This window comes from Bacillus sp. FSL R9-9492 (assembly GCF_038007365.1).
Taxonomy (GTDB): domain Bacteria; phylum Bacillota; class Bacilli; order Bacillales; family Bacillaceae_G; genus Bacillus_A; species Bacillus_A mycoides.
In genome coordinates this window covers 4,682,542-4,706,675 of record NZ_JBBOXC010000001.1, presented here as the reverse complement: position 1 = coordinate 4,706,675, position 24,134 = coordinate 4,682,542, and the positions used below count along the sequence as shown (strand labels likewise).

Annotated in this window: 24 protein-coding genes and 2 pseudogenes; 18 read left to right on the top strand and 8 right to left on the bottom strand. The window is 36.3% G+C overall.

The genetic code is table 11. The features are described from left to right. Window positions 1–50 precede the first annotated feature (50 nt). A pseudogene (locus MKY70_RS24140) lies at window positions 51–323 on the bottom strand (EamA family transporter); the annotation flags it as partial. On the opposite strand from MKY70_RS24140, the pseudogene MKY70_RS24135 reads away from it, so the two are divergent. The 8 genes and pseudogenes from MKY70_RS24135 to MKY70_RS24100 form a co-directional block, all read left to right on the top strand. Further along, window positions 312–878, top strand: a pseudogene (locus tag MKY70_RS24135) (LysR family transcriptional regulator substrate-binding protein); the annotation flags it as partial. The pseudogenes MKY70_RS24140 and MKY70_RS24135 overlap by 12 nt on opposite strands. Before the next feature lie 248 nt (window positions 879–1,126). Continuing rightward, window positions 1,127–2,836, top strand: a complete 1,710-nt coding sequence (ezrA, locus tag MKY70_RS24130) for a septation ring formation regulator EzrA (protein WP_088034022.1) — start codon at window positions 1,127–1,129, stop codon at window positions 2,834–2,836. A 429-nt stretch (window positions 2,837–3,265) separates the two neighbouring features. Beyond that, window positions 3,266–4,408, top strand: a complete 1,143-nt coding sequence (locus tag MKY70_RS24125) for a cysteine desulfurase family protein (protein ID WP_033731427.1) — start codon at window positions 3,266–3,268, stop codon at window positions 4,406–4,408. A gap of 6 nt (window positions 4,409–4,414) precedes the next feature. Continuing rightward, entirely contained in the window at window positions 4,415–5,629 is a 1,215-nt protein-coding gene (thiI, locus tag MKY70_RS24120) for a tRNA uracil 4-sulfurtransferase ThiI (protein ID WP_088034024.1), read from the top strand. Between the two features lie 79 nt (window positions 5,630–5,708). Next, on the top strand, window positions 5,709–5,906 hold the full coding sequence (locus MKY70_RS24115) for an alpha/beta-type small acid-soluble spore protein (protein WP_060750624.1): 198 nt from the start codon (window positions 5,709–5,711) through the stop codon (window positions 5,904–5,906). 221 nt (window positions 5,907–6,127) lie between these two features. Further along, complete coding sequence (mbcS, locus tag MKY70_RS24110; protein ID WP_002034333.1) at window positions 6,128–7,714, top strand: acyl-CoA synthetase MbcS; 1,587 nt, start codon at window positions 6,128–6,130, stop codon at window positions 7,712–7,714. A 103-nt stretch (window positions 7,715–7,817) separates the two neighbouring features. Further along, the gene (locus MKY70_RS24105; protein WP_341025880.1) at window positions 7,818–8,249 is read left to right on the top strand and encodes a VOC family protein; all 432 of its coding nucleotides are present in this window, start codon (window positions 7,818–7,820) and stop codon (window positions 8,247–8,249) included. Window positions 8,250–8,336: 87 nt separating this feature from the next. Further along, window positions 8,337–9,905, top strand: coding sequence for an amidohydrolase (locus MKY70_RS24100; RefSeq protein ID WP_088034028.1), 1,569 nt, complete (start codon window positions 8,337–8,339; stop codon window positions 9,903–9,905). 221 nt (window positions 9,906–10,126) lie between these two features. Here MKY70_RS24100 and MKY70_RS24095 read toward each other — a convergent pair whose 3' ends face one another. Next, window positions 10,127–10,930 (bottom strand): NAD kinase, encoded by an 804-nt coding sequence (locus MKY70_RS24095; protein ID WP_016120893.1) that lies wholly within the window; start codon window positions 10,928–10,930, stop codon window positions 10,127–10,129. 204 nt (window positions 10,931–11,134) lie between these two features. On the opposite strand from MKY70_RS24095, the gene MKY70_RS24090 reads away from it, so the two are divergent. The 5 genes from MKY70_RS24090 to ackA all read left to right on the top strand — a co-directional run bounded on the left by MKY70_RS24090 (window position 11,135) and on the right by ackA (window position 15,508). Then, on the top strand, window positions 11,135–11,773 hold the full coding sequence (locus MKY70_RS24090) for a DUF2953 domain-containing protein (RefSeq protein ID WP_016106347.1): 639 nt from the start codon (window positions 11,135–11,137) through the stop codon (window positions 11,771–11,773). A 12-nt stretch (window positions 11,774–11,785) separates the two neighbouring features. Then, window positions 11,786–12,181: a GerW family sporulation protein gene (gene ytfJ / locus MKY70_RS24085; protein ID WP_000350005.1), complete on the top strand. Its 396-nt coding sequence runs from the start codon at window positions 11,786–11,788 to the stop codon at window positions 12,179–12,181. 135 nt (window positions 12,182–12,316) lie between these two features. Continuing rightward, the gene (tpx, locus tag MKY70_RS24080; protein ID WP_107887372.1) at window positions 12,317–12,817 is read left to right on the top strand and encodes a thiol peroxidase; all 501 of its coding nucleotides are present in this window, start codon (window positions 12,317–12,319) and stop codon (window positions 12,815–12,817) included. 211 nt (window positions 12,818–13,028) lie between these two features. Further along, the gene (locus tag MKY70_RS24075; RefSeq protein WP_002015548.1) at window positions 13,029–14,015 is read left to right on the top strand and encodes a class I SAM-dependent methyltransferase; all 987 of its coding nucleotides are present in this window, start codon (window positions 13,029–13,031) and stop codon (window positions 14,013–14,015) included. 299 nt (window positions 14,016–14,314) lie between these two features. Further along, window positions 14,315–15,508, top strand: coding sequence for an acetate kinase (ackA, locus tag MKY70_RS24070; protein WP_060752077.1), 1,194 nt, complete (start codon window positions 14,315–14,317; stop codon window positions 15,506–15,508). Between the two features lie 27 nt (window positions 15,509–15,535). Here ackA and MKY70_RS24065 read toward each other — a convergent pair whose 3' ends face one another. Further along, window positions 15,536–15,970: an NUDIX hydrolase gene (locus MKY70_RS24065; protein WP_088034030.1), complete on the bottom strand. Its 435-nt coding sequence runs from the start codon at window positions 15,968–15,970 to the stop codon at window positions 15,536–15,538. A gap of 71 nt (window positions 15,971–16,041) precedes the next feature. Beyond that, on the bottom strand, window positions 16,042–16,677 hold the full coding sequence (locus MKY70_RS24060; protein ID WP_002129398.1) for a DUF1796 family putative cysteine peptidase: 636 nt from the start codon (window positions 16,675–16,677) through the stop codon (window positions 16,042–16,044). A gap of 137 nt (window positions 16,678–16,814) precedes the next feature. On the opposite strand from MKY70_RS24060, the gene MKY70_RS24055 reads away from it, so the two are divergent. Further along, window positions 16,815–17,648 carry an EcsC family protein gene (locus MKY70_RS24055; RefSeq protein WP_002129397.1) on the top strand — a complete coding sequence of 278 codons (834 nt, stop codon included), beginning with the start codon at window positions 16,815–16,817 and terminating at the stop codon, window positions 17,646–17,648. A 30-nt stretch (window positions 17,649–17,678) separates the two neighbouring features. Here the strand turns inward: MKY70_RS24055 and MKY70_RS24050 are convergent, their stop codons facing one another. Beyond that, complete coding sequence (locus tag MKY70_RS24050; protein WP_002015542.1) at window positions 17,679–18,341, bottom strand: YitT family protein; 663 nt, start codon at window positions 18,339–18,341, stop codon at window positions 17,679–17,681. A gap of 856 nt (window positions 18,342–19,197) precedes the next feature. Between MKY70_RS24050 and MKY70_RS24045 the strand changes: the two genes are divergently transcribed. Continuing rightward, on the top strand, window positions 19,198–19,392 hold the full coding sequence (locus MKY70_RS24045) for a hypothetical protein (RefSeq protein ID WP_002067549.1): 195 nt from the start codon (window positions 19,198–19,200) through the stop codon (window positions 19,390–19,392). Between the two features lie 28 nt (window positions 19,393–19,420). Here the strand turns inward: MKY70_RS24045 and MKY70_RS24040 are convergent, their stop codons facing one another. Next, a complete protein-coding gene (locus tag MKY70_RS24040) occupies window positions 19,421–19,738 on the bottom strand; it encodes a hypothetical protein (protein WP_002015540.1) in 318 nt (105 codons plus the stop codon). A 167-nt stretch (window positions 19,739–19,905) separates the two neighbouring features. Here MKY70_RS24040 and MKY70_RS24035 point away from each other — a divergent pair, with 167 nt between their 5' ends. Beyond that, complete coding sequence (locus tag MKY70_RS24035) at window positions 19,906–21,111, top strand: argininosuccinate synthase (RefSeq protein WP_002143375.1); 1,206 nt, start codon at window positions 19,906–19,908, stop codon at window positions 21,109–21,111. Next, window positions 21,108–22,496 carry an argininosuccinate lyase gene (gene argH, locus MKY70_RS24030; RefSeq protein ID WP_341025872.1) on the top strand — a complete coding sequence of 463 codons (1,389 nt, stop codon included), beginning with the start codon at window positions 21,108–21,110 and terminating at the stop codon, window positions 22,494–22,496. Before MKY70_RS24035 ends, argH begins: the two co-directional genes overlap by 4 nt. A gap of 108 nt (window positions 22,497–22,604) precedes the next feature. On the opposite strand, the gene MKY70_RS24025 is transcribed toward argH, so the two are convergent. Continuing rightward, window positions 22,605–22,784, bottom strand: coding sequence for a hypothetical protein (locus MKY70_RS24025; RefSeq protein WP_002034316.1), 180 nt, complete (start codon window positions 22,782–22,784; stop codon window positions 22,605–22,607). Between the two features lie 95 nt (window positions 22,785–22,879). Here MKY70_RS24025 and MKY70_RS24020 point away from each other — a divergent pair, with 95 nt between their 5' ends. After that, on the top strand, window positions 22,880–23,617 hold the full coding sequence (locus MKY70_RS24020; RefSeq protein ID WP_341025870.1) for a hypothetical protein: 738 nt from the start codon (window positions 22,880–22,882) through the stop codon (window positions 23,615–23,617). 41 nt (window positions 23,618–23,658) lie between these two features. Here MKY70_RS24020 and MKY70_RS24015 read toward each other — a convergent pair whose 3' ends face one another. Next, window positions 23,659–24,117: a universal stress protein gene (locus MKY70_RS24015; protein ID WP_002164984.1), complete on the bottom strand. Its 459-nt coding sequence runs from the start codon at window positions 24,115–24,117 to the stop codon at window positions 23,659–23,661. Window positions 24,118–24,134 lie beyond the last annotated feature (17 nt).

Genomic DNA, 24,134 nt, shown 5'->3' with positions numbered 1-24,134 from the left:
ATCCCCACCTAACGAACTGAGGTGGGGATTTTTATATGTTGTTTTCTTTGCTATAAATTGTTGCATACTAGCGCAATAATTGTTAATGAGGCAACGGCAATTTCTATGTTATCGACAGTATAACTTTGAAACATAGAACCGATAAGTGCAAGTACAGGAACTAAATTCATAAATAATATGCCGTTAATAGATGAAATATATCGATTTCCCGTGTTCCAGCAAAATACAGGGATACATCCCGCAACAATCGACATATAAAAGAGTTCAAAACGAACGCTCATAACGGTATGTAGTGACGGTACAGAAATTATATTTGTGTAGGTATATTACCGAGTTTAGCGGCTCATTACATATCAAAGTGTAAAGACTTATTAGAGGATACATATGAAATAGAATGGAAAATTGAGCATATGAAAGTATTAATAGAGTTATTTAAAGAGTGAAAAGTTGAAGCGATGTTCATCGATTCAGTAGTAGAAGGCGCTACATATATATAAGAAATGCGGGAAGAAAAAATCGTTTGTGCTGTTTCAAATAATCATCCGTATAGAGTGAAAAAGGTAATCCGAATGGAAGAGTTGCAAAATGAACAGCTAATTGTATACCTAGAAATATGTGATGTAAGGAAAATGATTATGAATGTGTTTCAATGTATGGGCGCGAAACCAATAATTGCGGTTGAAACATCTTATGCAGAACCGATGATTGCGATGGTAGGAGCTGGACTTGGTATAACATTGCTTCCGGAAACCGCTTTACAGTAAGCCGTAATGCAAGGTAACGTACGTGCGATTTCTGTAGAACCACCACTAATGCGAAAGATTTATTTCGTCTCTCATATGAAAGAGAGCTCGTTATCCTGCATTAACTGCCCGTAAAAGTCTTACCTTTATTGCATTCATTTGAGGACGGATAATGGAATAAGTGGAATATTAAGAAATATTACAATCACATGTAAAGAAACATGAAATTTTAAAAAAAACTAGGTCAAAAACACGTCATTACATGGTATGATTAGAACATTGTTAGTTGTTAAATATAGGGGAATTCCCTTTTTATACATAATGCCTTCCATTTCATAAACGGAACGGACAAAAAAAGAGATATAACTAGGAGGCTTTTTTGCATGGATTCTATCCTGACGATCGTTATCATTGTAGTAAGCTCTATTCTAGTGCTGCTCATGATAGAGCTTGTGATAAGAAATCGTTCATATAAAGATATTGAAGCACTGGAGCAGTGGAAACAAGAGATAAAAGATAAACCTGTGGCAGATGAACTAAAGCGGGTAAAAGATTTAAATATGACAGGTCAAACAGAAGAGCTGTTTGGTAAATGGCGTGAAGAGTGGGATGAAATTGTATCAACAACTCTTCCGAAAGCTGAAAAAGATTTAGGGCAAGCGCGAAAATTCGCCTCGCAATTCTCCTTCCGCAAAGCAAAGCATGCGATGAAAGAATCCATAAGTGGTTTAGATGACGCTGATAATCGTATTACAGACATTTTAAATGAATTACAGCAACTGTTAGAAAGCCATGAGAAAAATAGCGCGGAAATTGAAGGGTTACGTGATACATATCGTAGTATGAAAAAGAGCGTTCTTGCTCATCGACACATGTATGGAGCAGCTGAGCAAAAAATTGAAGAGATGTTAGATGTTGAATCCGAGAAGTTCAAAACTTTTGAAGAGGCAACAGATAATGGTGATTATTTAAAAGCGAGAGAAATTGTTATTAGTTTAGAAGAAGGTTTAGCAAGTTTAGAAATCGTTATTCATCAAATTCCGGATTTATTGGTAGAGTGTCAAGCGACATTACCAGTTCAGCTGGAAGATTTATTACAAGGCCATGATGATATGATAAGACAAGGCTATGTATTAGAGTATTTGGAAATCCCTAAAGAAGTCCGCGATATGACGACACAACTACACACATGTTTAATGGATATACAGGAACTTCATATAACAGAAGCAGCAGAAAAAGTAGAGAACTTAAAAACTCATTTAGACAGTTTTTATGATCAACTTGAACAAGAAGTGCATGCGAAACATTATGTGGAGCAAAAAACACTGTCTGTTTATGAAGATTTAGAAGAAATTCGTACAGAAACAATTGAAACGAAAATAGAAACACAACTTGTGAAACAAAGTTATCAATTACAAGACAAAGATATTGAGTCACAAAAAGTAATTGAAAAGCAAATGCATATTTTAATGAAACGTTTTGAAGTGTTACAAATACGCGTTGCTGAACAAGATATTGCATTCTCTATCATTCGTGAGGAACTAGAAGAGGTTTATGAGCAATGTGAAACTTTAAAAGTACTTCATGCAGAATATAAAGAAATGTTGCAAACGATGCGCAAAGAAGAATTTGAAGCACGTGAGAAGTTACAAGAAATGCGAAATACAATTTTTGAGACGAAACGTTTTATGCAAAAGTCGAATTTACCAGGTCTTCCAGAGAGTATTATGGAAGATTTACAAAAAGGGCAAATGGCGATGCAAGCTGTATATGAGCAATTAGAAGTAAAGCCGTTAAATATGAATACTGTAAATAGCAGTTTAGAAGAAGCATACACAGTTGTGAATGGTGTATCTGAAATGACAGAAGAATTAATTGGACAAGCTTATTTAGTTGAAAAACTAATTCAATACGGTAACCGATACCGCAGTCATGATGAGAATCTTGCAGAAAGCTTAAATTATGCGGAGAAATTATTCCGTGAATATCAATACGATGCAGCTTTAGAACAAGCGGCTTCTATATTAGAGCAACTGGAACCTGGTGTTGTTCAAAAAATAGCTGAATATGTAGACAATGAGCAAACCCTTTAATAAAGGGTTTGTTTTTTTGTGTAATTTTGAAGTCGATGTTGCTATAATGAATAGCGGAATACAGTAAGGTTGTTCGTTTCAAAATAAAGTGAAACTTTAATCAGTGGGAGTGGGGGGCATCCCCCCACTGATTATTAGCCTTCACCAATCGGGCATTTACGGGCAGTGGATTTCCCACCTAACTTCTTTGCTCCAGCTGAATTTTGAGGTGGGAGTCTTACTGCCCACAAATAGCGGGATAAAGTGAAACCATAAGTGATGGAGTTTCATCCACCACTGATTATTAATCTTCATCACTCAGTATGCCTGCAAATGGCCGGGGGAAATGTACACTTTTATATAAAAACGGAACCTTTGAGTAGTCTTAGCGTAATTACACGTATTTGTGATATGATTATATGATGTGATAGCGCTGAAAGGGGAAGAACGATGATCTATTTTGATAATAGTGCGACGACGAAGCCATATCCAGAAGCGCTTCAATCGTACGTAACGGTTGCAGGGAAATATTTTGGTAATCCTTCTTCTATCCACTCGCTTGGAGGAGAGGCAGAGCGTCTATTAACACAATCGAGAACGATTGCGGCACAGCTCCTTCACGTTAAACCTTCTGAAATTATTTTCACATCAGGTGGAACGGAAGGGAATAACCTTGCGATTAAAGGGATAGCGATGAGGAATCGTTCGCGCGGCAAACATATCATTACAACAAATATTGAACACGCGTCTGTGTTTGAAGCATATAAACAATTAGAAGATCTCGGTTTTGATGTAACGTATTTACCGGTTAACGAGCACGGTGTTGTATCGGTAGAAGATGTAAAACGAGCACTTCGTGAAGATACGATTCTTGTGTCAATTATTCACGTGAACAACGAGACTGGAGCGATTCAGCCCGTTGCTGAAATTGGAACATTATTAACGAACTATCCGAAAATAAGATTCCACGTGGACCATGTACAAGGGATAGGAAAAGTACCACTTGATTTATACGCTTCTCATATTGACCTTTGTTCAATATCTGGACATAAATTTCATAGCGTAAAGGGGACAGGTCTTCTTTACGTACGTGATGGTGTAAGATTAGATCCAATCTTATCAGGTGGTCAACAAGAGCTCAAGTATCGTTCAGGTACAGAAAATTTACCTGGTATTGTAGCGATGGTGAAAGCACTTCGTATGACGATGGAACAAGTGAAAGAAAAGATAGTTCATTTGCAAAATTTACAAACAGAGCTGGTCCGTTTCTTTAAAGAGATGGAAACTGTAACGATTAATACATCACTTGAATATGCGGCACCGCACATTTTAAATGTATCATTTGTCGGTTTAAAACCAGAAGTAGTCGTTCATGCTTTAGAAGAGCATGGTGTATATGTATCGACGAAGTCTGCTTGTTCTTCAAAAGCAAATGAAGTGAGCAGAGTACTAGTGGCAATGGGAGTACCGCACGCCGCAGCTACAAGTGCGATTCGCATTAGTCTAGCACCAGACAACACGATGGAAGAAGTAAAACAATTTGAAGGTATTGTTAAAGAGACGATGCCAAAATTATATGAAGTGATGAGGTAAAGAAATATGATGACATATGAATATATTTTAGTTCGTTATGGAGAGATGACGACAAAAGGAAAGAACCGTTCTAAGTTTGTAAGTACGTTAAAAGATAATGTGAAATTCAAATTAAAAAAATTCCCAAACATTAAAATTGATGCAACACATGATCGTATGTACATTCAGTTAAATGGTGAAGACCATGAAGCAATTTCTGAAAGATTGAAAGATGTATTTGGTATTCATAAGTTTAACTTAGCAATGAAAGTAGCATCAGAATTAGAAGATATTAAAAAAGGTGCATTAGCAGCTTTCTTACAAGTAAAAGGTGATGTGAAAACATTTAAAATTACAGTGCACCGCTCTGATAAGCGCTTCCCAATGAAGACGATGGAGTTACTTCCAGAAATCGGTGGGCACATTTTAGAAAATACAGAGGATATCACAGTAGATGTTCATAATCCAGATGTGAATGTACGTATAGAAATTCGCAGTGGTTACAGCTATATTATGTGTGGTGAGCACATGGGAGCTGGCGGTTTACCAGTTGGCGTTGGTGGAAAAGTAATGGTACTTCTTTCTGGTGGTATCGATAGCCCGGTAGCAACTTACTTAACGATGAAACGCGGCGTATCTGTGGAAGCAGTTCACTTCCATAGTCCACCTTTCACAAGCGAGCGCGCGAAACAAAAAGTAATCGATTTAGCACAAGAGTTAACGAAATACTGTAAACGTGTAACACTTCACCTTGTTCCATTTACTGAAGTGCAAAAAACGATTAATAAAGAAATTCCATCTAGCTATTCTATGACAGTTATGCGTCGTATGATGATGCGTATTACAGAGCGTATTGCAGAGGAGCGTAATGCACTTGCAATTACGACTGGTGAAAGTCTTGGACAAGTAGCGAGCCAAACGTTAGATAGTATGCATACGATTAACGAAGTGACAAACTATCCTGTTATTCGTCCGCTTATTACGATGGATAAATTAGAAATTATTAAAATTGCAAAAGAAATTGGAACGTATGATATTTCAATTCGTCCATATGAAGACTGCTGTACAGTATTTACACCAGCAAGTCCATCGACGAAACCGAAGCGTGAGAAAGCAAATCGTTTTGAAGCGAAGTACGATTTCGCGCCGTTAATTGAAGAGGCTGTAGCGAACAAAGAAACAATGGTATTACAAACAGTAGAAGTAGTGGCTGAAGAAGAAAAATTCGAAGAACTTTTCTAAACCCATAAATTACCACATTCAAATGTGCATGAAGTCATGTTGTTTATCACACTCTATACTCACAAGGAGGTGATATAACATGACACGAAGCACAAATAAATTAGCGGTTCCTGGTGCTGAATCAGCATTAGATCAAATGAAATACGAAATCGCTCAAGAGTTTGGTGTTCAACTTGGAGCTGATGCAACATCTCGCGCTAACGGATCTGTTGGTGGCGAAATTACTAAACGTCTAGTTTCACTAGCTGAGCAACAATTAGGCGGTTACCAAAAATAATCCCATATACGATGGCTTAGAAAGAGCGGGTTCTCCCGCTCTTTCTTTTTGTCATTTTCGTCGTTATTTGCCGATGAATCGTTATGTTAAAAACATCGTCGCTATACATTCATACATCAATTCGACATAAATATAAAAAAATTGTCAAAAGAAGAGGGTTCAAAATTTACTGAAAATTCTTTATTATATAAGGGAGGCATAGAAATAAAGGAGGATGTTATATGAAGAGAGAGGAATTGTTAGCGCCGCCGTCTTATAATTTAGTTTCGGAAATAGAGAAATATACGAGTGATAAAGAGAAGCTTGCTTTAATTTGGCAAGATGATAAAGGGAATAGACGAGAGATTACATATTTTGAATTAATGCAAGGTGCGAATAGAATTGGAAACGCTTTTATAAAAAGTGGCTTACAAAAAGGGGACAAGCTCCTTATTATGATGCCGCGCTTAATTGAAGCTTACATGACGTATATTGCTGCGATTAAAGCAGGATTTGTCGTTATTCCAAGCTCAGAAATGTTGCGTAAAAAAGATATTGAGTACCGTATTGGGCACGGAGAAGTGAAAGCAATTGTAAGTTACGAACCGTATATTGGACAATTCGACGGCGTAGAAGCGGTGGAATCTCTTCAAAAATTCGTTTTGAGCGAGCGTTCAGTAGATGGTTGGAAAAATTTAAAAACAGCATTAGAAACAGAAAGTGACATGTTAGAAATGGCGAAGACAGATAAAGAAGATATGGTCTTTTTATCTTATACGTCAGGGACGACAGGAAATCCAAAAGGAGTTGTTCATACGCATGCATGGGCATACGCTCATTTACGTACAAGCGCTCCGAACTGGCTCGGAATTGAAGGAAATGATGTTGTATGGGCAACGGCTAGTCCAGGTTGGCAAAAGTGGATTTGGAGCCCGTTTGTAGCGACTCTCGGTTCAGGTGCAACAGGATTTGTATATAACGGCAAATTTGAACCAAAAACGTATTTAAATTTATTAGGTGATAATAAGGTGAATGTACTTTGTTGTACACCGACTGAGTATAGATTAATGGCAAAGGTAGAAAATTTAAGTGAGTACAATTTAGAAGCGTTACATAGCGCTGTATCGGCAGGTGAGCCGTTAAACAGGGAAGTCATTGAAACGTTCCAAAGGCATTTCGATATTACAGTAAGAGACGGCTATGGGCAAACGGAAAATACACTACTTGTTGGAATAATGAAAGGGATGGACATTAGACCAGGATCAATGGGAAAACCGACGCCAGGAAATCATGTTGATATCGTAAACGAAGAAGGAACTCCTGTACAGGTAGGAGAAGTTGGTGATATTGCAGTTCACATTGAAACACCAGCACTCTTTAAACAATATTATAAAGACGATGAGCGCACAGCGATGCAATTCCGCGGTGATTATTATATTACCGGTGATAAAGCGAAAAAAGATGAAGAAGGCTATTTTTGGTTTGAAGGTCGCGGTGATGATATTATTATTAGCTCTGGTTATACAATCGGACCGTTTGAAGTCGAAGATGCACTTGTAAAACATCCATATGTAAGAGAATGTGCGGTTGTCGCAAGCCCTGATGAAATTCGCGGAAGTGTCGTGAAGGCATTTATCGTATTAAGAGAGAATATAGACAAGAACGAAGAAACATTAATTCCAGTGCTCCAACAACATGTCAAAGAATTGACTGCACCATATAAATACCCTCGCAAAATTGAATTTGTAGATGAACTACCAAAAACGATTTCCGGAAAAATTCGCCGTATTGAACTTAGAAAACAAGAGATGGAGCTGCCTTCAAAATAATTTTGAAAATAGTGAAGTAAATAGTTGAATGAAATGTTAAATGTATGATATTATAAAAACGAACACAAGTTCGATTTTATAAACTAAAAAAAGAGGTGTCCGTATGATTTTAGGTATTAATCCGTACTTAGTTTTAGATGGTAGTGGGCAAGAAGCTGTACAGTTTTACAAAGAGGCGTTAGACGCAAAAGTAGAAGTAATGCAAACTTTTGGTGACATGCCTGAAAATCCAGAATACCCAATTCCAGCTGAAGCGAAAGAGCGCGTTTTACATGCTACTTTAAAAGTTGGTAATACGGACCTTATGATTTCTGATACATTCCCAGGTCAAGGGCATGCAATCGGATCTCAAGTAACAATCGCAATTCAAATTAATAATGCAGAAAAAGCGAAAGAAGTATTTGATAAGTTACAAGAAGGTGGAGAAGTTATTATGTCACTTCAAGAAACTTTCTGGAGCCCAGCATACGGACAAGTAAAAGATAAATTTAACATTGAATGGCAAGTTACAACGAACCCTACTGAACAAAATTAATTTTTGGAAAAGCACCATTTTTAATCGAAATGGTGCTTTTTTTATACGCTCTAATTTCGTAGACTAAAGGAAAAGGGGGACGAGTATATGGGAGAAATTTGGTATGGCGGCACCATTTACACTATGCGAGAAGAGAATGAAAAAGTAGAAGCTATTTACGTTGAAAATGGCGTCATTGTTCATATGGGGAATAAAGAAGAGTTAGAAAACCGATATTCAGAAGTGAAGTTATATGACTTAAAAGGGAAAACGATGATTCCAGGTCTTGTTGATAGCCATATGCATCTTATTGGGCATGGGGAGAGGTTGCTTCGTCTAGATCTATCAAATTGCAAATCTTATAGCGAAGTACTTACTCTTGTTCAGAAGCGCGTAGAAGAAGCGCCAAAAGGATCTTGGATTATCGGAGAAGGATGGAATGAAAATAATTTCACAGATACAAAACAAGTTCATGTACGTGATTTAGATGAAATCTCTAAAGAACATCCGATTTTATTAAAGCGTGTTTGTCGTCACGTGACATGGGTGAATTCATACATATTGCAAGAAGCAAACATAACAGAAGCGACGCAAGATCCAAAGGGCGGAAAAATTGGTCGTGACTCATTAAATAAATTAACAGGACTTTTATATGAGCAAGGACAAGAGTTAATTAAACATGCTCAGCCTGAAATAGATGGAGTGTATTTGCAAAGTGCTCTGCAAACAGCGATTTCAGACTGCTGGCAATACGGATTAGTTGGCGGACATACGGAAGACTTAAATTATTATGGCGGCTTTCAAAAAACGTACAATGCGTTTTCACACGTTATAAAAGAAATGCGGTTTAAAGCGCATTTACTCGTTCACCATGAAGTAGCGAATGAACGAAAAGAATATGAAAATGAGCACTATATTGAATTTGGTGCGATGAAAATTTTTTCTGACGGCTCTTTTGGCGGAAGAACAGCTTTATTAAGTGAACCGTATGAAGATGCGAAGGAAACAAATGGAGTTGCCATTTTCTCACGTGAAGAGCTTGCAGGTTTAGTGAAAAAAGCACGAGATTTACATATGCCAGTTGCGATTCATACAATTGGTGATTTATCGCTTGAATATGTCATTGATGCGCTTGAATTACATCCACCAGCAGAAGGATTACGTGACCGTATTATTCATTGTCAGCTAGCTCGTGAAGAGTTGATTGAAAGAATGAAACAATTGCCAGCTATTATTGATATTCAACCAGTCTTTGTTTCATCGGATTTTCCATCAGTGATTGAAAAACTAGGAGAACATCGTCTTCGTTACGCGTACGCTTGGAAGACGTTACTAGATGCAGGATTACACTGCAACGGTGGATCTGATGCTCCAATTGAACAAGTGAATCCATTTTTAGGTATATATAGTGCTGTTACACGTAGAAGTTTTATTGATGGTGTATGCTATATGCCAGAAGAAAGATTAACGGTGTATGAGGCTGTCTCTTTATTTACAACAGGAAGTGCCTATGCAATCGGAAAAGAAGCGAAGCGAGGAAAAATCGCAAAAGGATATGAGGCAGACTTTACGATATTAGACCGCAATATTTTTGAAATTGAGGCGGAAGAAATAAAAGAAGTACAGGCAGAAATGACCGTCATTGATGGGAAGATTGTTTATAGAAAAGACGTGTGAAAATTTGAGGGAGCGGCTCCGAAAATACATTTTGGTGCTGCTTCCTTTTTTTAGATAGGTTGATGATGTCGGTAAATTGATATTTTGGGTAAAATCGTTGATATAATTTCATATACTGTTGTCCTGTTCCAAAATGTTTTGTGAAACAGCGTCAAGTTGCATTTGATAAATAAAAAACCCTCGAATTATGGAAATCCCATAATTCGAGGGTTTTTTGATTACTATAAAAACGTTCTCTGTACTTTTTCCCAGAAAGAGTTGTTTTTTAATTTAACAGTTTTAATTTGTTTATCGCTTAAACGAACAACGGCTTTTTCCACTTGTTTAATGCTAAGTGCTTCGTTATCCATTCCGATAACAGGATAATCATTTCCATCTGGTTTAAGTGTTAAAGTTAACGTACGCTCGTGATTTAAAAGGAACGGTGACCCGAGTGTACGGTATGTGTTGTTATTTAAAGATGCTAGTTCGCTTACTTGGAAACATGGGATAAGTGGATCGACAACTGCACCATGTAATGATTTATTGTAAGCGGTACTGCCTGTTGGTGTGGAGATAACTAATCCATCACCTCTAAATGTTTCAAAATGTAAATTATCGACGTGTACATCTACGACAAATGTTTTAATGATGCTAGAGCGTAATGAAAATTCATTTAAACAATGGAAAGATGTACCATGATCTACATCTACTTTAATTGTTGGATATTTTCGCACTTCAATTTCGTTTTTTGTAATTTCTTGAAGGGCTGTATCAACGTGATCGATGTGGAAATCGCAGTAGAAAGAAATTTCATCCTTCGTAGAAATACCTGCGTATAAGCAATCTTCTCTAAAGCCAGTTTTACGAACGGCTTGTAAGAAAGTTCCATCATCTCCAACGCTGACGATAGCGTTTGCATTTTTTGGATGATCTAATATGGTAAATCCATTCTCCTCTAAAATACGATATACTGGTTTCATTTTTTCAACGAGCGTTACTTTGTCATCACCATAAAAGAAAAATAAATTGCGACGATTTGCCATTATGTATCCCTCCACTGCAGTTAAATTTTCTAGTCTTAGTGCTGCATATCATCAAAATGTATTCTGAATAATATGCTCAAATAGTATATTTCGATATAAAATGTCAAAATCCCTTTTTATTTTTAGAAAAATTTTTATATTCAATTTTATAAAAGGTTGTTTAATGATGAATAAACTTGTCGATAATGGGTATGGAGTGAAAGGATGGTAAGAATGAAATGGCTTGTAATTGGAATGATAATTCTTCTACTTTTTATTTTGCTTATACTATTATCGAAAATATCGCTTAAGGTGACGTTTTTATATTCAGAAATGGAAAAACAATGTTTATTTCAAGTGAAAATATGGATGATTCGATATACGTTTGATGTATTGGAAAGAATTGAAAAACAACAGAAAAAAACGGGGCAGAAAATCGAAAAAGCTGAGAAAGATGGCGGAATAGATAATAAAATTATGGCACAACTTGATAGCATTGGAGAACTGATAAAAAAGCTTCAAGAAGTTCATACTATTGTTAAAGATTTTCTCAAACGAGTGAAAATCAATAGTTGGAAGTGGCATTCACAAATTGGAGCAGGCGATGCGGCTAGTACTGGAATTGTCACTGGGTATGCATGGGGGACAAAAGGAATGGCTGCTGGAGTTGTAGGACAATATATGCATATTGTCGACGTACCAGAATTTGAAATTACCCCTGTTTTTCAAGGGAAAGGATTTGCATCAAGGTGTGAGTTAACAGCATCTTTTCGTATATTTCGTGCTATAAAAACGGGTATCAAATTACTCACGTTTATGAGAAGACAAAGATCTGGTACGAACGAAAAATCAGTTCAATCATAGGGGGGATATAAAGTGGACCATCCAATTCAAGGTTTAATGACAACTGCAATGCAGCATTTAAAACAAATGACTGATGTAAATACAATTGTTGGTGACCCAATTAAAGCGGCAGATGGAAGTGTAATTCTTACAGTTTCGAAAGTCAGTTTTGGATTTGCTGCTGGTGGAAGTGAATTTGGTAAAGTAGAACATTCAGGCCGTCATCCATTTGGCGGGGGAAGTGGTGGAGGAGTTTCTATTAATCCTGTTGCCTTTCTTGTTATAAATGGAGAAGGTGTGAAAGTATTACACTTAGATAAGCAAACACACGTCATCGATAAAATAATTGAATTAGCGCCACAAGCTGTTGATAAAGTGAAAGAAATGATGGATAAACGAAAAGAAGATGATCCTGAATTTCAAATTTAACGAATAAAGAAGCTGATCAGTGGATTAGCTTCTTTAATTTTTTTGTAAATAAAGCGATTTTATTTGCATTATCGATAGGGACAAACTATCATTTACATTGTACATATTTTGTTTAAAATAAGGGAGGATTTTTAAGTGGCAAACGTAACTTTTAAAGGTAACCCAATGACTTTAGTTGGAACAGAAGTTAAAGTTGGCGATCAAGCGCCAAAATTCCAAGTATTAGCAAATGACTTATCTCCAGTAAGTTTAGAAACATACAAAGGCGAAGTAAAATTAATTAGTGTTGTACCTTCAATCGACACAGGTGTGTGTGATGCACAAACACGTCGTTTTAACCAAGATGCAGCAGGTATTGAAAACGCGAAAGTATTAACAATTAGCGCTGATTTACCATTCGCTCAAAAACGCTGGTGTGCAGCAAACGGTTTAGAAAATGTTGTAACACTTTCTGATCACCGTGACCTTTCATTCGGTGAAGCTTACGGCTTAGTAATGAAAGAACTTCGTTTACTTGCTCGTGCAGTATTCGTAGTAGATAGCAATGACAAAGTAGTTTACGCAGAATACGTTGGCGAAGGTACAAGCCATCCAAACTATGAAGCAGCATTAGAAGCAGCTAAATCTGCGAAGTAATGTAAATGAAGACGACCTCTCATTAAAGTTTTACTTTAGAAGAGGTCGTCTTTTCTCATGTATTGTTAACTGAACCAATATATGAGAAAAGACGTTACATCATAAACAACTTGAAGGGGAGCTCTTTGCAAGAGGTCGCTTTTTCTTTTGGGAAAAATTTAGATTATGGTATGATATAAGTTATGTGTAAAAGAGAGAAGGAGGAATGTACGTGAGTCAGGCAGTAGAAACATTATTTTCTATTTTTGATTCTTCTACGGTAGTTTTACGTAAAGAATTAGATGTAACATATTTAGAGGCGCTTGTAGAAACAGGTGATAACTTGTTTGAAGGAGCGATTTTACAAGAGGAATTATCCGAATCAACAATTGAACGGTTGAATCGTGAATATAGTACGTTTAATGAAGAAACATATAAAGGGGAAGAAATTCGTAAAGCATTTCAGCTAGCCATTTTAAAAGGAATGAAAGAGGGCGTACAAGCGAATCACGAAATGACGCCAGATGCAGTTGGAATGTTCATGAGCTACTTATTCCATAAGTTTATGCAAGGTCAAAAAGAAATTACTGTTTTAGACCCTGCAATTGGAACTGGTAATTTAATGACTACATTGTTTAATAGCGCCAAAGAAGAACTAACAATGAGTGGATTTGGTGTAGAAGTGGATGAGGTGTTAATTAAACTTGCTTTAGTAAATGCAAATTTACAAAAGCATGCAATCGAATTCTTCCACCAAGATGGACTAGCACCACTTTATATTGATCCAGTTGATGCAGTCGTTTCAGATTTACCAATTGGTTATTATCCAAATGAAATTGTTGCAAGTGAATATACATTAAAAGCAAATGAAGGAATGTCATATGCACATCACTTATTTATTGAACAAAGTGTGAAACATACGAAAGAAGGCGGGTATTTATTTTTCTTAGTACCAAACTTCATTTTTGAAAGTGATCAAGCGCCAAAGCTACATGCATTCATTAAAGAGACATGTTTTATTCAAGGATTATTACAGCTTCCTGTTTCCATGTTTAAAAACGAGAAAAATGCAAAAAGTATATTTGTTCTCCAAAAGAAAGGCCAAGGTGTAACAATGCCGAAACAGGCACTACTAGTGGAATTACCTAAATTCTCTAACATGAAGGCTATGGAGAACATTATGGATCAATTGAATACTTGGTTTGCAACACATAAATAATACGATATATATGTAACAGGGTTAGTAATTAATGTAGTACAGTTTTATAGGATATGTAATGTTTTTTAATATATACAAGATTTAACTGAATTTTTTTGAAATCTGTAATATATTTTTTTTCTTGGTGTTACAATTTTTTCACTTGAAATATATGTCGGACGATGTTTAAATTAAAATCGTGAGTATAAAATTTACTAATGATGAAACGTTTTCATATTGAGTGAATTTAATTAGATAAAATCGAGCGGTTTGTGGAATGATCCACACAACTACCAAGAGAAAAAGGGGCGAAAGACTAGATGTCAAAAATCATCGCGATTAACGCAGGAAGCTCTTCGTTAAAGTTCCAATTATTTGAAATGCCAAGTGAAACAGTATTAACAAAAGGTTTAGTAGAACGTATCGGTTTAGAAGATAGTATCTTCACAATTACTGTAAATGGCGAAAAACAAAAAGAAATTACAAACATCCCAGATCATGCAGTAGCAGTTAACATGCTTCTTAAGAAATTAACTGAAAACGGAATCGTAAAATCTCTTGATGAGATTGGCGGTATCGGTCACCGTGTTGTACACGGAGGCGAAAAATTTGCTGATTCTGTTTTAATTGATGCTGAAGTATTAGCTGATATCGAAGAATTAAGCGATTTAGCACCACTTCACAACCCAGCAAACCTTGTTGGTATTAAAGCATTCCAAGAAGTACTACCAAACGTACCAGCAGTAGCAGTATTCGATACAGCATTCCACCAAACAATGCCGGAATCTGCATTCCTATACAGCTTACCATATGAGTACTATGAGAAATTTGGCATCCGTAAATACGGTTTCCACGGAACTTCTCATAAATATGTAACTGAGCGTGCGGCTGAATTATTAGGTCGTCCAATTGAAAGCTTAAGCCTACTTTCTTGTCACTTAGGTAACGGTGCAAGTATCGCAGCAGTAGAAGGCGGTAAGTCTATCGATACTTCTATGGGCTTCACTCCACTTGCTGGTGTAACAATGGGTACACGTTCTGGTAACCTTGACCCTGCGTTAATTCCATACATCATGGAAAAAACAGGCCAAACAGTAGAAGAAGTAGTTAACGTATTAAACAAGAAGAGTGGTATGTTAGGTCTTACTGGTTACTCTAGTGACCTACGTGACATCATTGCGAAAGAAGAAGAAGGCGACCACCGTGCGAAAGTAGCACTTGATGTATTCGTAAGCCGTATCCACAAATACATCGGTTCTTACACTGCTCGTATGAAAGGTGTAGACGCAATCATCTTCACAGCTGGTGTAGGTGAAAACAGTGCGATTATTCGTGAGCGCGTATTAGAAGGCCTTGAGTACATGGGCGTATACTTCGACGTAAAACGTAATAACGTATTCGGTGAAGAAGCATTCATCAGCTTCCCACACTCTCCAGTAAAAATTATCGTAATTCCAACTGACGAAGAAGTTATGATTGCTCGTGACGTATTACGTCTTGGAGATATTGGTTAATATACTATATGAAAAAAAGACGAGATCCTATAGGATTTCGTCTTTTTTCTTTTGGATATAGTTTAAAATTCCATTTGGATATAGTACTTTTTCCTTCTGAATGAAAGCTGTAATGGGAATCCATTTCGCATACGATACGGTTTGCTCATCTTGTATATTCATTTTTTCCATTTCATATAGTGATGTGTCTAATAAGCGTAAAGAATATAGCTGAATGATTTCATGACCAATTTCTCCATCAAGATGAAAGATATTTTCTAAGCAGCCTAAATAATTGTTGATTTCCACTTCTGTGTGAAGCTCTTCTTGAAATTCGCGAATAACAGTATGTGCTGATTTTTCACCAAGTTCAATTGATCCGCCAAGAGGTCGGTAATATGTTTCATCGCCTGTATGATATTCTTGTACGAGAAGGCGACCGTGATGTATAGCAATGCCAAAAGCTTTTGCACGTGGATACATATATAATCACTCCTTATTTATTTTGTATAAGGATGATTATAAGGCAGGGTGTGATAAAAGGTGACGTGTATTTAAGCGTTTGGCCGAATTGTGATGCCATTAAATAAGTCATTCCAAAATGCTTCATTGTACTGGTATATATCCATCACTGGGCATTTTATAACACAAATATTTTGTAATCCCCAATCTTCTTGGGCGATAGTTGGTACATCTTCAGGAATGAGTAATAGGACAGAGAATGTATGTTTAACTATTTGAGATAAAATTTGTTCCAAGGAACGTGCTTCTTCGTATGTTCCTCCCGTTCGAATAAACAATGTGGATTCTGCCGTTTCGATTGTAGTTAGAAAACGATTAATTCGATGCTCATAGTTTAACTTAATTTCTGTATAAGAAGGCCAGGATGTTGGTGTGTTTACATCTGTTTTAAAGTCGTGACAGGAGTCAATTTCATATAGGTTGTCACGGAGTCTTAATTTCGCATCATCATCCCAAAATGAGATGAAGGATAAGTTTTCGAACTGTAAAAAACGGTCAAATCGATTTTGTAATAATAAATTCACTTTTTCTAATGAAGGGCTTAGCATAAAATCGATAACACCAAAAAATGGTGATAATTCGAATTGATATAAAGCCCAAGCAGGCCAGCAGTTTTGTCCTAAGCTGAATACTGCATTATATTCTTTTTTTATATTGGATAGATTCATGTGATTCATTTCATCCTTTTTGCTAATATTTTATGTCACTAAAAAATGGTATGTGAATAAAGATAGACAAGCATATTTGCAAAGAAGAAGCAGAAATATGTTACAATAGAAAAAAATCGAACGAGGTGGTTGTTACGATGCGATCGAAGCGAGAACAAGCCATTTTAGACAATATAAAAGAGTGGGAAGGGCAATTAGTAGAGCAAGAAGCGACCGATTTTCAAAAGATGTTTGATAAGTGGTTGCATACGACAATTGCGAAACTGCCTGAGAAAAAACGAAAAGACTTTTTTACGAAAGCAGATGGATGGCTCTTTCATTTGCATGCGCTTATTCAAAGTTCACAATCACAGCTAGATGCACGTAATCGTATTTTAGGAACATCGAGATTATTTGATGAATCAATTGAGCAACTTGAAGATTTGAAGGCGTTATCTATTGATCAATTAACATACATAGCAGAGCAGCAAACAGCACGTCATCGTCTATATTCATTCGTACAAGGCGGAGCAACTGGTGCTGGTGGTTTATTATTATTAACGGCTGATTTTCCGGTTATGATTGCGTTAAATGTGAAGGCTGTCCAACTTGTTGCGACATCATTTGGGCATGATGTGAACAAGCCGTATGAAATGATGCTTGCGTTAAAGGTATTCCATGCAGCATTATTGCCGGCGAGACTTCAGCAATATGCATGGTACAATTTACTGAGAGAACTCGAACAAGAGGATTCATTCTTCTATGAAGGAGACGAAGCAGTATTAAAGCCAGCTTCTACTGAGGTTGTGTTAAAACAAATTTTGAAGACGTTTTCGATTTATGCTCTTCGTCGTAAAGTATTCCAAGGCATTCCTGTACTCGGAATGGCGATTGGCTCTACAGTGAACTATCGCTTAACGAGGAATGTTACTGAATTTGCAAATAAGTTTTATCAAGTACGCTACATATTAGAAAAAGAAAAGAGAGCATGAAAAAAGCGAGAGGCCGAAGCCTTTCGCTTTTTAGTTTGTCGCATGTTTTTTGGATATTGGAATAGAAACGGGTTGCTTTGCTGCTTTCTTTTCTGTTTTTGGATAGTAAATTAAATCCAATGTTTTTGCCTGTACGGCAATCGAAAGAATAGTAAAAGCAATTTCTGTCCAATTTAAATAATATAATGAAAGCGCAAGAACAATCGCGTCAAAGACGAAGAAAATTTGCCCAATTGTAAACCGAGTTCGTTTACTTAATATAATTGTTAAAATATCGTCTCCACCGGTTGCACCGCCAAATCGCAATATAAAACCGAGTCCAATACCAGCTAACGCACCGCCAACTACTGCAGCTACAAATAAATTATTTGATAAATCTACCGTAAAAGGAGAATAATTTTCCATAAGGGAATAAAATACTCCGAATGAAAGTGAACCTAAGAATGAATAGCCAACCATTTTTCTACCTAAAAATGAAGCACATAGTAAAATAATAGGGATATCCATTACTACAGTTGAAATAGATGGTGAAATATCATAAAAATTTTGGATAAATAGTGCAATACCTACAAAGCCACCTTCTGTTAAGTGGTTTTGGAAGTGAATGTGATATAGCGCTGCTGCTAATATAAATGAACCGATTAAAACCATAAAAACTTCTTTAATAATTTGTCGACTTTGGATGTTCCTCATCGTTATTCCTTCTTTCAGTAGTTAGTAGTCCTTTTGGTGTTGTAAACTAACTACGAGCTCACATGTAGCTTTCAGTTAGTTTACGAAAAAAACTAACTACGCTATATGTCGCTGAAGAAATAACGAATAATCCTCTCGTCCATCAATTCTCCCTACCTTCGTTTTAGTTTAAGTCTTAAAGCGACTAAACAAAACGGGGAGTAGGATTCTTCATTTAGCAATCCTGCTCTTCTTTGTTTTGTTTAGCTAGTAACAATTAAGTCCTAAACAAAACGCTATGTGTAAGAAGAGTCTTTTTTTTGCCAAATTATCCTTCGGGCAATCATAATTTCCCCACTCTCGTATTTTTTTCGCTAGACTAAAGTATCTGAGCTGAAAAATACGCTACGTGTATGATTCGTCAATACGATGCCACATGCTCCTTCGAGCGATCATGATATCAAAATCCCTTCCTTCAAGATTTATATTATTATATCATACTTTCAAAAAATACATGCGGATGGAAACCGACAATAACCGGAGAGAATCTACAAAAAATGTTATGTTTAAATATTTTTGTAGAAAAGCCTAAGTTATTTCGTAGAACTGGACAACTTTTAGAAGTTTGTCCAATAAGTAAGAAAAGAAGGGTTTTTATTCAATTGTATTGTTCTCATCACTTTTATCTTTAAAAAATGCATCCCAGCTAATGATACTTAAAAAAGTTAAAGCGATAATAATGAAAGCTCGCATAAGTTTGAGACCTGCTTTTGTACATAGTATATGAATAATTTGTTTCGGAATGTGTCATTTTTTTACAAGCTCTAACTATTATGAGAGTATATTAATATAGATAGATGAGGGGGAGAATGGAGATATGCTAAAAGACATGTTTAAAAGAAAAGAATTAAAATGTGTTTCATGTCAGAAAAAGATTCAATATGAAGAAGAGCTAGTTGCTTTTGTAAAGTTGCCAAAAGAAAGAAGTATATTAGTTGGTCCGTTTGATGTGTGTTTGGCGAAAACAGCACAAGAAATATATTGTAAATCGTGTTACGACAAAAAAGCATGACCCGAATTAATTGAGGGGCATGCTTTTTTCATTGGTGTGCTTTTCCCTCAGATACGTTTTGGGTTAGACGATACCAAAGCCAAAGATCGTTAATAATTGAAGCAAGATCGGCAATTTCTGAATTTAGCTTGCAAGAAATTTCGAAGTCTTCTTCGTTATTTAAGTGGTGTTGTTTAGCGTTAATATGGTGCTCAAGTTCCTTTATGCGATCAGGTATTTTTCCGCGAACTTGCTCCCATTTTAATAAAATAGAATGCTGCGCTTGTTCAGAGATGTCTTCCCATTTTTTTTGTATGTTCGGTACTTCAATTCCTAGATGTTCATTGTATATAAAATACTTTTTCATAGACACCCCTCCATTTTCCTTCCTCTATTTTACATAAAAAAAGAAAGAAGTTCGACGGAATTGTTTGAAAAAAATTTATAAATTCCCCTTGATTCATTTTATGAAAGGTGATAAAGTTTGGATTATTATAAGAAAAGATGAATATTTATTCTTTAGGGGGATGCAAAATGGAGAAGAAAAAAGTTGTATTAGCATATTCCGGAGGTCTTGATACTTCCGTTGCAATTAAATGGTTACAAGAGAAGAATTATGATATTATCGCGCTTTGCTTAGATCTAGGGGAAGGTAAAGACTTAGCGTTTGTAAAAGAAAAAGCACTTTCAGTAGGTGCAATTAAATCATATATGATTGATGTTCAAGAAGAATATGCGAATGAATATGCATTGATAGCGATGCAAGCTCACACGTTATACGAAGGGAAATATCCTCTTGTCTCTGCATTATCTCGTCCGCTTATTGCAAAAAAATTAGTAGAAATTGCAGAGCAGGAAGGCGCAAGTGCAGTTGCACATGGATGTACAGGGAAAGGGAATGACCAAGTTCGTTTTGAAGTTTCTATTCAAGCGTTGAATCCATATTTAGAAGTTATTGCGCCTGTACGTGAATGGAAATGGTCACGTGAAGAAGAAATTGCATATGCAAAAGAAAACGATATACCGATTCCAATTAATTTAGATAGCCCGTTTTCAATCGATCAAAACTTATGGGGACGCAGCAACGAATGTGGAATTTTAGAAGATCCATGGGCAGCGCCGCCAGAAGAAGCATACGAGATGACATTAGCATTAGAAGATACACCGAATAAACCAGAGTTTGTAGAAATCGGATTTGAAGCAGGAGTACCGACGACTTTAAACGGCACTGCATACCCACTCTCAGAACTAATTAAAACGTTAAATGCCTTAGCTGGAAAACATGGCGTGGGACGTATCGACCATGTAGAAAATCGCCTTGTCGGTATTAAATCTCGTGAAGTATATGAATGCCCAGCAGCAATGACATTAATAACAGCGCATAAAGAGCTTGAAGATTTAACACTTGTGAAAGAGGTCGCTCATTTCAAACCGATGATTGAGCAAAAACTAACAGAATTAATTTATAACGGTTTATGGTTCTCACCTTTAAAACAAGCGCTCAATGCTTTCTTACAAGAAACGCAAAAAAATGTAACAGGTACAGTGCGTGTGAAATTATTTAAAGGTCATGCGATTGTAGAAGGGCGTAAATCTGAGTACTCTTTATACGATGAAAAATTAGCAACGTATACTGCCCAGGATGAATTTAATCATGATGCAGCAGTTGGATTCATTTCATTATTCGGTTTACCTACGAAAGTATACAGCCAAGTGAATCAAAAGAAGGTGGAAGCGTGAGCAAACTTTGGGGCGGACGTTTTACAGAAGAAGCGGAAGCGTGGGTTGAAGAGTTTGGAGCATCCATCTCCTTTGATCAACAATTAGTAAATCAAGATATAAAAGGGAGTATCGCACACGTAACGATGTTAGCAAAGCAAGGCATTGTTACGAAAGAAGAAGCAGAGAAAATAAAGATAGGGCTTCAATATTTACTAGAGGAAGCGAAACAAAATAAATTGAATTTCTCAGTCGAGGCTGAGGACATTCATTTAAATATTGAAAAAATGTTAATTGAAAGAATCGGTGAAGTAGGAGGGAAACTTCATACAGGCCGAAGCCGTAACGATCAAGTAGCGACAGATATGCATTTGTATTTAAAAGAAAAAGTAGAAGATATTATAAAAGCTACAAAACAATTGCAAACTGTTCTTGTTCATCAAGCGGAAAATAACATTGAAACAATTATGCCCGGCTATACGCACTTGCAACGTGCACAGCCGATTTCATTTGCGCATCATATTCTTGCTTACTTTTGGATGTTAGAGCGCGATGTGAATCGTTATGAAGATTCGTTAAAGCGTATTAACATTTCACCATTAGGAGCAGGAGCACTAGCGGGAACAACATTTCCTATTGACCGAGAATATAGTGCGGAGCTTCTTGGATTTAATGGAATCTATGAAAATAGTTTAGATGCGGTAAGCGATCGTGATTTCATATTAGAGTTTTTAAGTAACTCATCTATGCTCATGATGCACTTATCACGCTTTTGCGAAGAACTTATTTTATGGAGTAGTCAAGAGTTTCAATTTATTGAAATGAGCGACCAATACGCGACAGGTAGCAGCATTATGCCGCAAAAGAAAAATCCAGATATGGCTGAGCTCATTCGCGGAAAAACAGGCAGAGTATATGGTAATTTATTTAGCTTACTTACAGTAATGAAAGGATTACCGCTCGCTTACAATAAAGACTTACAAGAAGATAAAGAAGGAATGTTTGATACAGTGAAAACGGTGGAAGGATGCCTTCATATTATGGCAGGCATGATTGAAACGATGAATGTAAACAAAGAAAAAATGGGGCAAGCTGTGACGCAAGACTTCTCTAACGCAACAGAAATTGCCGACTATTTAGCAAGCAAGGGACTGCCGTTCCGTCAAGCTCATGAAATTGTCGGGAAACTAGTTCTTCATTGTACGCAAAAAGGAATCTATTTATTAGATGTACCACTTGAAACGTATAAAGAAATGAGTCCGTTATTTGAAGAAGATTTATATGAAGTTCTTTCACCTTATGCAGCTGTAAAGCGCCGTAACAGTGCTGGTGGGACAGGGTTTGAGCAAATTGAAAAAGCTTTGGAGAAAGCGAAGGGGTTAGCAATAGAGTTTGTTGGAAGTTAAATGATATATGATATATAAGGTAAGGTGCTTTTTTAGAAAGTACCTTACCTTTTTTTATGGATTTAATTAAGCCTAGAACAATATGCTCTAGGCTTAAATTTTCATCGATTAATCATACTTGTGTCGATCTTCCGTAATTCGAATGTATTCAATATCCATTAAATCTCTAAGTAATGCACCGTGGCTTAGTTCAACACCATGTTTTTCTTTAAAATGCTCGCGAATCGTATTTAACATTTCGAGTTCTGTACCGTTCACATCTAAAATAATACGTTCATAATCATCCATGTAGCATCCTCCTTTTCTAAACACATATATTTTGTCCGTCTATTTCTAAAAAATGTATGTTAATGTAATGTTAGGAAATGAGAAAGGAATGGAAAATGAGACGTATTTATTTTGTAGGGTTAATTTTGTATACGCTAATTGTATTACACGCTGCATTCCCAAAAATATTTTCATTTGAGAATGTGGAAACAATACATATAGCAATATTTATCTTTACTTTATTTGTAGTAGATTGCTGTATTTCTGTATGGCTTTCTAGAAAAAAGAAAGTACAAGAAGTAAAAGATAAAAAAGAAATAGAACGGAAAAAGAGAAAACGTTCATTTTGGATGACAACGTATTGTTTTTCTTTAGTGATTGCTGCTGCATTTTTTAGTGAGCATATTCCACTAGAAAGATTGGATATTGAATTTTGGGCAATTGTATTTGCATGTTATTTTTTTATGCATTTTCTTCCTTATATGAAAGAAAGGCGAGGAGTAGAGGAAGATCCGATTGAAGAAGAAGTGAGAGAACAAGAGAGTAAGAGAATAGAAGAAGACATAAAGAAACTTGGCGAACAAAAGTGGTATTTAAAATCAAAAATTATATATGTTCTTTGCTTCATTACGCCGCCAATCGGTTATGTGTATGTTTTCTTACTTCGTAAAAAAATGACAGAAGATGCAAAGCAAACGTACTTAACTGTTGCGACGATAATGATGGCGCTATGGTCTTTGAAATTCCTTCCGCCGTATGTGTTGGCAGTTGCAGTTGTTGTTGTTGTTGTTGTTGTTGTTGTTGTTGTTGTTGTTGTGGCTTGTCTCGTATTTATAGTGAAGTATGTGAAATGAAAAACACCAAGCCTATGTGGACTTGGTGTTTTATTTATAAATTAAAGATCACCTTGCTCCTCGTCACCACGAACAACAAGGACATCGCATTTCGCATAGCGAATAATATGTTCAGAGACGCTACCAATTAGGAAACGTTCTACAGCATTTAAACCAGTTGCACCACACATAATTAAATCCACTTTATTGTTTGGAGCGATTTCTTTTGAAATTTTAGATTTAGGATTACCAAATTCTAATACAGTTTCCACTTTTTCAAGACCAGCTTCAAGCGCAGTTTTTTTGTAGTCTTCTAATAAGTCTTCTGCAAATAGATTTGCACGTTCAGCAATTGCGCGGCTATAAGCCTCTACTGCTGAGTATGCTTTCACATCAACGATATGAGCAATTGTTAATGTTGCATTGTTTCGTTTTGCGACTTGAATTGCTTTTTTAAAGGCCTTTTCTGCTTCTTTAGAACCGTCCACTGCAATTAAAATATTTGTATATGTATTATTCATAGTAAATTCCTCCCAAT

Bases quoted from the DNA above. Each gene is read 5' to 3' on its own strand.
- ezrA (WP_088034022.1), top strand. From the start codon at position 1,127: ATGGATTCTATCCTGACGATCGTTATCATTGTAGTAAGCTCTATTCTA.
- MKY70_RS24125 (WP_033731427.1), top strand. From the start codon at position 3,266: ATGATCTATTTTGATAATAGTGCGACGACGAAGCCATATCCAGAAGCG.
- thiI (WP_088034024.1), top strand. From the start codon at position 4,415: ATGATGACATATGAATATATTTTAGTTCGTTATGGAGAGATGACGACA.
- MKY70_RS24115 (WP_060750624.1), top strand. From the start codon at position 5,709: ATGACACGAAGCACAAATAAATTAGCGGTTCCTGGTGCTGAATCAGCA.
- mbcS (WP_002034333.1), top strand. From the start codon at position 6,128: ATGAAGAGAGAGGAATTGTTAGCGCCGCCGTCTTATAATTTAGTTTCG.
- MKY70_RS24105 (WP_341025880.1), top strand. From the start codon at position 7,818: ATGATTTTAGGTATTAATCCGTACTTAGTTTTAGATGGTAGTGGGCAA.
- MKY70_RS24100 (WP_088034028.1), top strand. From the start codon at position 8,337: ATGGGAGAAATTTGGTATGGCGGCACCATTTACACTATGCGAGAAGAG.
- MKY70_RS24095 (WP_016120893.1), bottom strand. From the start codon at position 10,930: ATGGCAAATCGTCGCAATTTATTTTTCTTTTATGGTGATGACAAAGTA.
- MKY70_RS24090 (WP_016106347.1), top strand. From the start codon at position 11,135: ATGGTAAGAATGAAATGGCTTGTAATTGGAATGATAATTCTTCTACTT.
- ackA (WP_060752077.1), top strand. From the start codon at position 14,315: ATGTCAAAAATCATCGCGATTAACGCAGGAAGCTCTTCGTTAAAGTTC.
- MKY70_RS24065 (WP_088034030.1), bottom strand. From the start codon at position 15,970: ATGTATCCACGTGCAAAAGCTTTTGGCATTGCTATACATCACGGTCGC.
- MKY70_RS24060 (WP_002129398.1), bottom strand. From the start codon at position 16,677: ATGAATCTATCCAATATAAAAAAAGAATATAATGCAGTATTCAGCTTA.
- MKY70_RS24055 (WP_002129397.1), top strand. From the start codon at position 16,815: ATGCGATCGAAGCGAGAACAAGCCATTTTAGACAATATAAAAGAGTGG.
- MKY70_RS24050 (WP_002015542.1), bottom strand. From the start codon at position 18,341: ATGAGGAACATCCAAAGTCGACAAATTATTAAAGAAGTTTTTATGGTT.
- MKY70_RS24045 (WP_002067549.1), top strand. From the start codon at position 19,198: ATGCTAAAAGACATGTTTAAAAGAAAAGAATTAAAATGTGTTTCATGT.
- MKY70_RS24040 (WP_002015540.1), bottom strand. From the start codon at position 19,738: ATGAAAAAGTATTTTATATACAATGAACATCTAGGAATTGAAGTACCG.
- MKY70_RS24035 (WP_002143375.1), top strand. From the start codon at position 19,906: ATGGAGAAGAAAAAAGTTGTATTAGCATATTCCGGAGGTCTTGATACT.
- MKY70_RS24025 (WP_002034316.1), bottom strand. From the start codon at position 22,784: ATGGATGATTATGAACGTATTATTTTAGATGTGAACGGTACAGAACTC.
- MKY70_RS24020 (WP_341025870.1), top strand. From the start codon at position 22,880: ATGAGACGTATTTATTTTGTAGGGTTAATTTTGTATACGCTAATTGTA.
- MKY70_RS24015 (WP_002164984.1), bottom strand. From the start codon at position 24,117: ATGAATAATACATATACAAATATTTTAATTGCAGTGGACGGTTCTAAA.